Origin of the sequence: Azospirillum sp. TSO5 (assembly GCF_003116065.1) — a bacterium.
Taxonomy (GTDB): Bacteria; Pseudomonadota; Alphaproteobacteria; order Azospirillales; family Azospirillaceae; genus Azospirillum.
This window is the reverse complement of record NZ_LGQY01000173.1, coordinates 1-9286: the sequence shown is the minus strand read 5'-3', so window position 1 is coordinate 9286 and position 9286 is coordinate 1. Positions and strand designations below refer to the sequence as shown.

The window sequence follows — 9286 nt, the reverse complement described above, 5'->3', positions numbered from 1 at the left end:
AGGGGCTGGATTCGAACCAGCGTACGCTAACGCGGGCAGATTTACAGTCTGCTGCCTTTAACCACTCGGCCACCCTTCCATCGGGGCGCAGAGGATTAGCCTTTCGATCGGGGGGCCGTCAAGCCCCTTTTGCGTGGATGGTGCAAGCGGAGACGCGGCCATGAAAAAACCTCCGCCCCGGGTGGGTGCGGAGGTTTTTTTCGGGCGGCGGATTTTCAAAGGAGGCTTTTTCAAATCCGCTTTTCAAAGACGGCTCAGTTCGGGCGGCGCGACGCCCGGTGCGCGGGGATCGGGATCGGACGGATCGCCTGTTCCTCGCGACGGCTGGCCGACATGTCGATCTCCACGCGGGCCAGGGCCTTGCGCAGTTCGTGCACGGTTTCGGACAGCGCCTGGATCGTCGCCTCGCTCGGCTGCTGACGCCAGCCGCGATAGGCGGAAATGCAGGCCTTGGCGGTGTCGCGCAGACGGCCTTCCACCGCATCCACCGGCGGCGTCGGCTGGCCGGGCGCGCGCGGGGCCTCCGGCGCGGCGGGAGCCTGGGCGGGAGCAGGGGCGGCAACCGGAGCCGGCGCGGGAGCCGCGGTGGGCTCCGGCCGGTTCAGGCGCAGCGTTTCCGTCGGAGCCGGCGCGGGAGCGGCAGCCGGCGTCTCGGCCGAAGCCTGCTCGGTGGCCGGTTCGGTCCGCGGGGCACGGGTCAGCGTGGCGCGGCCGGTGCGGCCGGCGGCACGGCGCGGTTCGGCCGGAGTTTCGGGCTCCGCGGCGGCGGGAGCGGCGGGTGCCGGCGTTTCCGGGACCGCCGGAGTCACCGGAGCGGCCACCTCGCCAACCGTTTCCGGCGCTGCGGAAGAGGTGCCGGCGGCGGCCTGCGCCTCGTCCTGCATCCCTTCGGCGCCCATCCCTTCGGCGCTGGCATCACCCTGAGCGGCATCGCCCTGGCCGCTCGCGGCCTCCGCCTTCTTGATGATGTAGGAGATGGCGCTGGGCGTGCATTCGAATTCACGCGCGATGGCCGAAAGGGTCACGCCGCTGCGGTAACGTTCAAGAATTTGGGGCCACGCCGACTGCGGAATGCGCCCACGCTTCTTGGGAGACTCCGGTTCGCTCCCGGTTTCTGCGTTCATTATATCGCTCGGTTGCCAAAGTGAATTTTCAGTCATTCGTCAGCATGTCTACCCGGACCGCACGCTTCCGACGCGGGACCACGCGGGCGCGTGCGTCAGCAGCATCGAGGCTTCACGCTGGCGGGCGATGTTTTCGGTATGGACGACTATCGGAAACTCTTCTCAAAAATGCCAGCATAACTTTGCACGGAATCGTGATTTTGTATCCGGTGTCACAACAGCGTACGACGCTTGGTGGAGATCGGGTGTTTTAAAATACGCAAGCGGCCGTAAACCCCCGGTCGCAGCATCCGGCCACCGGCATCTTTCGATTGCCGACTTTTGAAAAGTGCGATGGACCCCGGACGGGGGCTGGCGTGTTTTCAGTTGCAGAACAGCCCCAACCGTTTTTTGCGGAGACCGTCCATGCCGCATGCGTCCGTGCCGCGCTCGTATCCGATTTTCCGACGCCTTCCGGCCGCGGCGCTGTGCGCGCTGCTGTCCGGCGCGGTCCTTTTGCCGGTGCTGCCTGCGGCTGCACAGGATGCCTCCGCCGCCGCGCAGCCGGGGGCGAGCAGGACCTATTCGCCGCCGTCCTTCCGCGACCTCGCCCGGACGCAGATCGACACGGTCGTCAACATCTCCAGCACCCAGGCGCCCCAGGCCTCGGCCGGCGGCGGCCGACTGCCGGAGGGGCTGGACCTGCCGCCGGGATCGCCGCTGGAGGAGTTCTTCCGCGAATTCCGCAACCGCCAGAGGGGAGGGCAGGGAGACGCTCCGCCCGACGGCGCGCTGAACGGCAGCCCGCACGGCCTGCCGAGCATGGCGCTCGGGTCCGGCTTCATCATCGATCCGTCGGGCCTGGTCGTCACCAACAACCATGTGGTGGCCGACGCGGCGGAGATCGCCGTCACCCTGCATGACGGGACCAAGCTGCCGGCGAAGCTGGTGGGGTCCGACGCCCCGACCGATCTTGCGCTTCTGAAAGTCGAAAGCAACAAGCCGCTGACCGCCGCCCATTGGGGCGACAGCGAATCCGTGGAGGTCGGCGACTGGGTGGTCGCCATCGGCAATCCCTTCGGTCTCGGCGGGTCGGTGACCGCCGGCATCCTGTCGGCCCGCGCCCGCGACATCCAGCAGGGTCCCTACGACGAATATCTGCAGACCGACGCCGCCATCAACCGCGGCAATTCCGGCGGCCCGCTCTATGACGCCAACGGGGCGGTGATCGGCATCAACACCGCCATCTATTCGCCGACCGGCGGGTCGGTCGGCATCGGCTTCGCCATTCCGTCCTCGCTGGCCAAGCCGATCATCGACCAGTTGAAGGACGGCGGGAAGGTGCGGCGCGGCTGGCTGGGCGTCCAGGTCCAGCGCGTGACGCCGGACATCGCCGAAAGCCTGGGCGTGGACGGCACCGGCGGCGCGCTGGTCACCAGCGTGTCCCCCGACAGTCCGGCCGCGTCGGCCGGCCTGCGCCAGGGCGACGTCATCACCGCCTTCAACGGCGATCCGCTGGAACAGATGCGCCAACTGCCCCGCCTCGTCGCCTCCACCGGGATCGGCAGCACCGTTCCGATGACCCTGCTGCGCGGCGGCAAGGAGGAATCGGTCCAGGTCACGATCGGCGAGTTGCGCGACGAGCCGCAGCAGGTGGCCCTGTCCGGATCCAGCGGCGCCCCCCGCTCCGCCCAGCCGGAGGAAAGCAAGTCGGCGCTTGGCCTCAAGTTCGCCCCGCTGACCCCCGGCCTGCGCCAGACCTTCTCAATCGCCGACGATGTCGACGGGCTGGTGGTGACGGAGGTCGACCGCGACAGCGCCGCGTCCCAGCGCGGGCTCGACCTCGGCGACGTCATCGTCGAAGCGGGGCAGGAGCCGGTGGCGACCCCCGCCGACCTTGAGTCCCGCATCGCCAAGGCGAAGGAAGACGGGCGCAAGACCCTGCTGATGCTGGTCAGCCGCGGCGGCGACCTGCGCTATGTCCCGCTTCCGCTGTCCCCCTCCACCAATGGGCGGAAGGGGTAATCCGGCCGTTGCAAATCCGGATCGGACGGAAGCGGGGATCTGCTCCGCTTCCGTCTCATCCTTTTCCGCTACCGTTCGCCGCGCCGCGAGAGTAATTTGCCGCCCGTTCGGCGAATGGGATGGCAAACCGTGAGCATTTATCCGGAGAACGGCCAGCCGGTGCGGCTGTCGGTCGTTGTCCCCGTTTTCAACGAGGCCGAGAATGTGCTGCCGCTGCTCGAAGAGATCGAGCGGGCGCTGATTCCGGTCGGCGGTTTCGAGATCATCTTCGTCGACGACCAGTCGGACGACGACACGCAGGCGCGCCTTGTCGCGGCGGTGGACGCCGGCCGGCTGCGCGTGCTGCGCCATGTCCGCCGCTCCGGCCAGAGCGCGGCGGTGCGCAGCGGCGTCAAGGCCGCGCGCGGCGAGTTCGTCGTGACGCTGGACGGCGATGGCCAGAACGACCCGGCCGATATTCCGGCGCTGTTCGCCCTGGTGTCGACCGGGGAAGCCGGGGCGCCGGTTCTGGTCGGGGGCCTGCGCAAAAAGCGGCAGGACACCCTGTCCAAGCGCTGGGCCTCCAAGATCGCCAATGCGGTCCGCCAGTCCTTCCTGCAGGACGGCTGCACCGACAGCGGCTGCGGGCTGAAGCTGTTCCGGCGCGATGCCTTCCTCGACCTGCCCTTCTTCGGGGCGATGCACCGGTTCCTGCCGGCGCTGTTCCGCGCCCACGGCCATCCAGTGGCTTATGTGCCGGTGAACCATCGCCCGCGCGAACGCGGCGTGTCGAAATACAACAACTGGCGGCGCGGGCTGATCGGCGTGGTCGATCTGCTGGGCGTTTACTGGCTGAAGCGGCGGACGAAGCTGTCCCCCGTCTCCGAACGCCTCTGATTGACATCTAGCGACCCTTTCGGGACAGGATTTTACGATGATCGAGCGCGCCGCAGCGTGGTTCCAGGGGCAAAGCACCACCGACCTGATCTGGGTCGGGGTCGGCGTATTCGCGCAGATCATGTTCACCATGCGCTTCCTCGTGCAGTGGATCGCAAGCGAGAAGGCGCGCCGCAGCGTGGTGCCGGAGCTGTTCTGGTACTTCTCGCTGGGCGGCGGCGTTCTGCTGTTCGCCTATGCCTTCTACCGCTTCGACCCGGTCTTCATGCTGGGGCAGGGCATGGGTCTGGTGATCTACGCCCGCAACGTCTATTTCGTCTGGAGCCACAAGAAGTCGCAGGCCGCCGACGGCGCGGTGCCGAGCAAATCGTGACCGCAATTTCCCCGCAGCGCAGCCGTCTGCCGGTTTGGGCCTATGCGTTGCTGGCGCTGATCGCCGCGGCGCTGTTCCTGCCCGGCTTCACCGTGCTGCCGCCCTTCGACCGCGACGAGGCCCGCTTCGCCCAGGCTTCCTCCCAGATGCTGGACAGCGGCAACTTCGTCGACATCCGCTTCCAGGACGAGACCCGCTACAAGAAGCCGGTCGGAATCTATTGGCTGCAGAGCGCCGCCACCGCGGCGGCCGATGCGCTGCGTGGGATCCCGGTCGGGGCCGACAAGGTCATCTGGACCTACCGCATTCCCTCTTTCCTGGGTGCGATCCTGGCGGTTCTGGTCAGTGCCTGGACGGCCGCGCGGCTGTTCGGCGGCCCGGCCGGCTTCATCGCCGGGCTGATGATGGCGTCCTGTGTCGTGCTGGGGGTCGAAGCGCGGATGGGCAAGACCGACGCGGTCCTGCTCGCCACCGTGGTGATCGGACAGGCCGCGCTCGCCCATCTCTATCTCGGCCGCCGCGATCCGGTCCCCGCCGGGCGGGCCGCCTGGACGGTTCCGCTGGTCTTCTGGATTGCCGCCGGCGTCGGCGTGCTGGTCAAGGGGCCGATGGTCCTGCTGGTGTCCGGCACCACCGCGCTGGTTCTGGCGCTGTGGGACCGCGAGGCCGGGTGGCTGAAGCGGCTGAAGCCGCTGGCCGGGCTCGGCATCGTCGTCGCCATCGCCGCCCCCTGGCTGATCGCCATCGCCATCAAGAGCAAGGGCGCCTTCTTCGCCGAATCCGTCGGCCACGACATGCTGGGCAAGGTGTCGGGCGGGCAGGAGGGCAAGGGGCTGCCGCCCGGCTATTATCTCGGTACCTTCTGGGTGACCTTCGCCCCCTGGTCGCTGCTGGCGCTGCTGGCGGTTCCCTGGGTGTGGGCGCGGCGCCGGCTGGACGCCGTGCGCTTCTGCATCGCCTGGATCGTCCCGAGCTGGCTGGTGTTCGAAGCGGTGCCGACCAAGCTCCTGCACTACACCCTGCCGGTCTTCCCGGCCATTGCCGCCGTTGCCGCCGCGGCCCTGATCGACAATTTCGACCGCAGCCGGGAACGGCCGCGCCGCTGGCTGGTTGCCGCCGCGGTGGCGCTGGGCGTGATCGGCTTCGGCGCCCTGACCCTGGCCGTCGCCGTGATCCCCTGGCTGGTCGACCACCGGATCGATCCGGTCGGGGTGGCGCTGGTGCCGGCGGTGGGTGGCCTCTTCGCCCTTGCCCTGCGCTCGCTTCTGCGGGGCGAACGGCGGACCGGGCTGGCTGCCGGGGTCGGCGCCGCGGCGCTGCTCTATGCCGGGACCTATGCCGCCGTGCTGCCGAACATCGACGGCGTGTGGGTCAGCCGGCAGGCCGCCCGCGCGGTGGCGCAGGTCCGGCCCTGTCCGGACAGCGTGGTGGCTTCCGCCGGTTATTCGGAGCCGAGCTTGGTCTTCCTGCTCGGCACGCCGACCAAGCTTGTCCATGGAGCGGCTGCGGCTGCGCATCTGACGGCGGACCGCGCCTGCGGGCTGGCTCTGGTGGAGGATCGGGAGTCACCGGCCTTCCTCGACAGCCTCGGCACGGTCACGCCGCTGCCGCTGGCGGAGCTGTCCGGCTTCAACTACAACACCGGCAAGCGACTGCATCTGACGCTCTACCGGCTGCCGGCACAATAAACCGCCTTCCGGTCCGTATCGGAAGGACGGGGGTTTGCTCCGCTTGGGGATGCGGCGACCGGGGTGGGTAACGCGCCTCCGCATTGGACGGCGCGGGTGCTTTCCGCTCGACTGACCCTTCCGATCCGTTTTTCCGGACGAAAGGCGCCTGTTCGATGACCCGCGTTGCCTCCTCTGCCGAGACCGCCGTCAAATTCGCCCTCTCCGCCGTTGCCGCCACGCTGGCGATGGTGACGCTGTCGCTGCCGGCCCATGCCCAGAAGCAGGAGTATGCGCCCTGGGTGTATGACCAGATGGTCCCGACCGGCCCGCTCCTGCGCAACATGGATCAGGCGCAGCCGATCCCCGGCCCGGCCCCGTCCCATTGGGGAGCGATCAAGGCGGGCAAGGACCGTGCCGGCATGACGCGCTATGGCACCGATGTGAAGCGGACGACTCAGCATTATTCCGCTTCCCACTCGCTGACGCCGCCGCCGGTGGACCCCGCCGCCGCCCGGCGCGGCGCTGCTCCGCCGCGCAGCGCCGATGTCCCGCCGGCCCCGCGCACCGCACGGACCGACTAAGCCCCTTCGGTCAGATCCCGTCCGGCAGCTCTCCGGGCCGCCACAGCCATGCGGCGCCGCGCACGCCACTGGAATCGCCGTGGCGGGCGCGGCGCACCGGCGTGTCGAGACGGTCGCTGAAGGCCCAGGGCTGCATCGCCGCCGGCAGCCGCTCGTACAGCAGCTCGGCATTCGACAGGCCGCCGCCCAGCACGATGACGTCAGGGTCCAGCAGGTTGGCGACCGCCGCCAGCCCACGGGCGAGTCGCCCGACCAGCCGGTCCGCCGTCGCCCTGCATCCGTCGTTGGCGGCGGACCGATCGGCTGCGCGGGCGAGAATCGTCGCGGCGTCGAACCTTTCGCCGGTCGCCGCGAAATGATCCGCCGCCACAGCGGGTCCGGACACAAAGGTCTCCAGGCAGCCGCGCCTGCCGCAATAGCAGGCTGGTCCCGGCCGCTCGGCGTCGGTCGGCCAGGGCAGCGGGTTGTGCCCCCATTCCCCGGCGATGGCGTTGCGTCCGCCCAGCACCCGGCCATGCACGACGATGCCGGCGCCGCAGCCGGTGCCGAGGATCGCCGCGAACACCACGCCGCAGCCAGCCCCGGCGCCGTCGGTCGCCTCCGAAACCGCGAGACAATTGGCGTCATTCTCGATCCGCACCGGCCGGCCGAGCGCCTGGGTCAGGTCGCCGGTGAAATCGCGGCCGATCAGCCAGGTGGAGTTGGCGTTCTTGACCAGCCCGGTCACCGGAGAGATGGCGCCCGGAATGCCAAGCCCGACCGTCGCCTTGTGCCCGCCGGGGATCTCCCCTTCCAGGCGGGCGACCAGATCGCGGATGGTCGCGACCGTGCCGTCGTAATCTCCTTTCGGCGTGGGAACTCTATGGCGCGCCAACTGGTTTCCCTGTCGGTCGAGCAGGATGCCCTCGGTCTTGGTCCCGCCCAGGTCGATGCCGATGCGGTGCCCGCCCGCATACTCTGTTCCGAACCCCGTTCCGACCGATTGCGATCCGGTGGCTGCCATGCCCTGTCACCTGTCCGACTGTCCTACGTCCATCCATAGCGTCGCCGGACCCGCCGCGTCCAGCGGCGGGCGCCACCCCTGTCCGGAGGGGCATGACCCTGTCGCCGCGAGCCGCCCGAACCTGCGTTGCCTCTCCGCCGCGGTGATGGGACAAAACGCGAGCGGCGGGCAAATCCCATTGACCAGCCCGGGTGTTCGGGTAGAAGGTCGCCGACTGTCGGGCGCCGCCCATCTCCGCCCGAACCCGTCCTATCGTACCGCGCCACCGGAGCCCCTGATGAGTCGCCAGCGCGCCGCCCTCCGCCTGTCCCTGAAAGCCCTGACCGGCGCCGCCGTCCTCGGCGCGCTGCTCGCCCTGCCCGCGCCCACGAGTGCCGCCGCCAAGGAGGCTGCGAAGCCGCCGGCGAAGGCAGCTGCCGCGAAGGCGCGCCCGGCCAAGTCGAGCGGCCCGGCCACGCCCGCCTGCTACAACCGCTCCGAATATGCGGCCGAGCAGATGATGCGCCTGCACACGGAGATGATGATCGTCGGCCTGACCTGCCGCACGGTCACGCCGGACAAGAAGCCCTTCGACCTTTACCAGGACTTCTCGGTCAAGAACCGCGCCATGCTGTCCAACTCGGAAGCGTCGCTGATCGCCTTCTACAAGCGGTCGGGCGGCGGCAACGCCACGCGCCAGTTCGACATGTTCCGGACGGAGCTGGCGAACGAGATTAGCCGCCGCGCCGCCACCATCGGCATTCCGCAATACTGCGCCAACTTCGTCGATCGTTCGGCCGTCGCCAAGGATCTGACGCCCGACGACCTGCGCACCCTGACGACGGACGAGAAGGGCGCCGGCCTGATGCATCTGGCCAGCCGTCCGCTCTGCGACGTGAAGACGGTCAGCGGTCCGGACACCAACTATGCCGTCGCCCAGGCGCCGGTGGCCGCCCCGGCGAAGGTCGTCACCGCCAAGGCCAAGGCGAAGCCGGCGAAGGCCGCCGCTGCGGCCAAGCCGAAGCAGAAGGTCGCCGCCGCCCCGGCCAAGCAGTCGGTCGCCGTGCGCTGACGCTTCAACGGTCTCTGGTTCGTTGCGAGAAACGCCCTGCCGGCAACCGCCGGCGGGGCGTTTCTCATTTCAGGCTCCGGTTGTCCCGGAGGATCACGCATGCGAGCAGCACAAATCTGTCTTGCAAAAATCCGTCAGGCTGGTACTACCGAAAAGGTCAGGAGGGGCACCTGCCCGACGGCCCGGCCGGATTGCAGGGGCATCCTCCGAACAGGAAAAATCATGGTCCGTCAGACCAGTAGACGGAACTCCCGATGAACCGGCATTCCGTTTGGTGACTGGACGGGCTGCACCAGACAGGGGGCTGCTGTTGCGAGACCGGTGTGCCGAGTGTGCCCGTGCCGCCGCACCCTGCCTTTGCGCCGCGCTGAAGGTGGGATGAGGACATGGACTATTTTCTCCAGCAATTGATCAACGGCTTGTCGCTTGGGGCGATCTACGGCCTGATCGCGATTGGCTACACGATGGTGTACGGCATCATCGGCATGATCAACTTCGCCCATGGCGAGATTTACATGATCGGCGCCTTCGTCGCGCTGATCACCTTCCTGGCCATCGGCGCGCTCGGCGTCACCTGGGTGCCGCTGGCGCTGCTGATCATGCT

Annotated in this window: 8 protein-coding genes and 1 pseudogene; 7 read left to right on the top strand and 2 right to left on the bottom strand. The window is 68.7% G+C overall.

The window, feature by feature from the left end; all coding sequences use genetic code 11:
* Positions 1-254 precede the first annotated feature (254 nt).
* Complete coding sequence (locus TSO5_RS31530; RefSeq protein ID WP_109155309.1) at positions 255-1124, bottom strand: hypothetical protein; 870 nt, start codon at positions 1122-1124, stop codon at positions 255-257.
* A 405-nt stretch (positions 1125-1529) separates the two neighbouring features.
* On the opposite strand from TSO5_RS31530, the gene TSO5_RS31525 reads away from it, so the two are divergent.
* The 5 genes from TSO5_RS31525 (at position 1530) to TSO5_RS31505 (ending at position 6628) form a co-directional block, all read left to right on the top strand.
* A complete protein-coding gene (locus TSO5_RS31525) occupies positions 1530-3128 on the top strand; it encodes a DegQ family serine endoprotease (RefSeq protein WP_109155308.1) in 1599 nt (532 codons plus the stop codon).
* A gap of 114 nt (positions 3129-3242) precedes the next feature.
* Complete coding sequence (locus tag TSO5_RS31520; RefSeq protein WP_109155306.1) at positions 3243-4004, top strand: glycosyltransferase family 2 protein; 762 nt, start codon at positions 3243-3245, stop codon at positions 4002-4004.
* A gap of 37 nt (positions 4005-4041) precedes the next feature.
* Positions 4042-4377, top strand: coding sequence for a lipid-A-disaccharide synthase N-terminal domain-containing protein (locus TSO5_RS31515; RefSeq protein WP_109155304.1), 336 nt, complete (start codon positions 4042-4044; stop codon positions 4375-4377).
* Complete coding sequence (locus tag TSO5_RS31510; protein WP_109155302.1) at positions 4374-6065, top strand: glycosyltransferase family 39 protein; 1692 nt, start codon at positions 4374-4376, stop codon at positions 6063-6065. The genes TSO5_RS31515 and TSO5_RS31510 overlap by 4 nt, the downstream gene beginning before the upstream one ends.
* Before the next feature lie 155 nt (positions 6066-6220).
* Positions 6221-6628 carry a hypothetical protein gene (locus TSO5_RS31505; RefSeq protein WP_109073421.1) on the top strand — a complete coding sequence of 136 codons (408 nt, stop codon included), beginning with the start codon at positions 6221-6223 and terminating at the stop codon, positions 6626-6628.
* A 10-nt stretch (positions 6629-6638) separates the two neighbouring features.
* On the opposite strand, the gene TSO5_RS31500 is transcribed toward TSO5_RS31505, so the two are convergent.
* Entirely contained in the window at positions 6639-7631 is a 993-nt protein-coding gene (locus TSO5_RS31500) for an ROK family protein (protein WP_109155300.1), read from the bottom strand.
* Between the two features lie 277 nt (positions 7632-7908).
* Here TSO5_RS31500 and TSO5_RS31495 point away from each other — a divergent pair, with 277 nt between their 5' ends.
* On the top strand, positions 7909-8682 hold the full coding sequence (locus tag TSO5_RS31495) for a hypothetical protein (protein WP_247871062.1): 774 nt from the start codon (positions 7909-7911) through the stop codon (positions 8680-8682).
* A gap of 386 nt (positions 8683-9068) precedes the next feature.
* A pseudogene (locus TSO5_RS31490) lies at positions 9069-9286 on the top strand (branched-chain amino acid ABC transporter permease LivH); the annotation flags it as partial.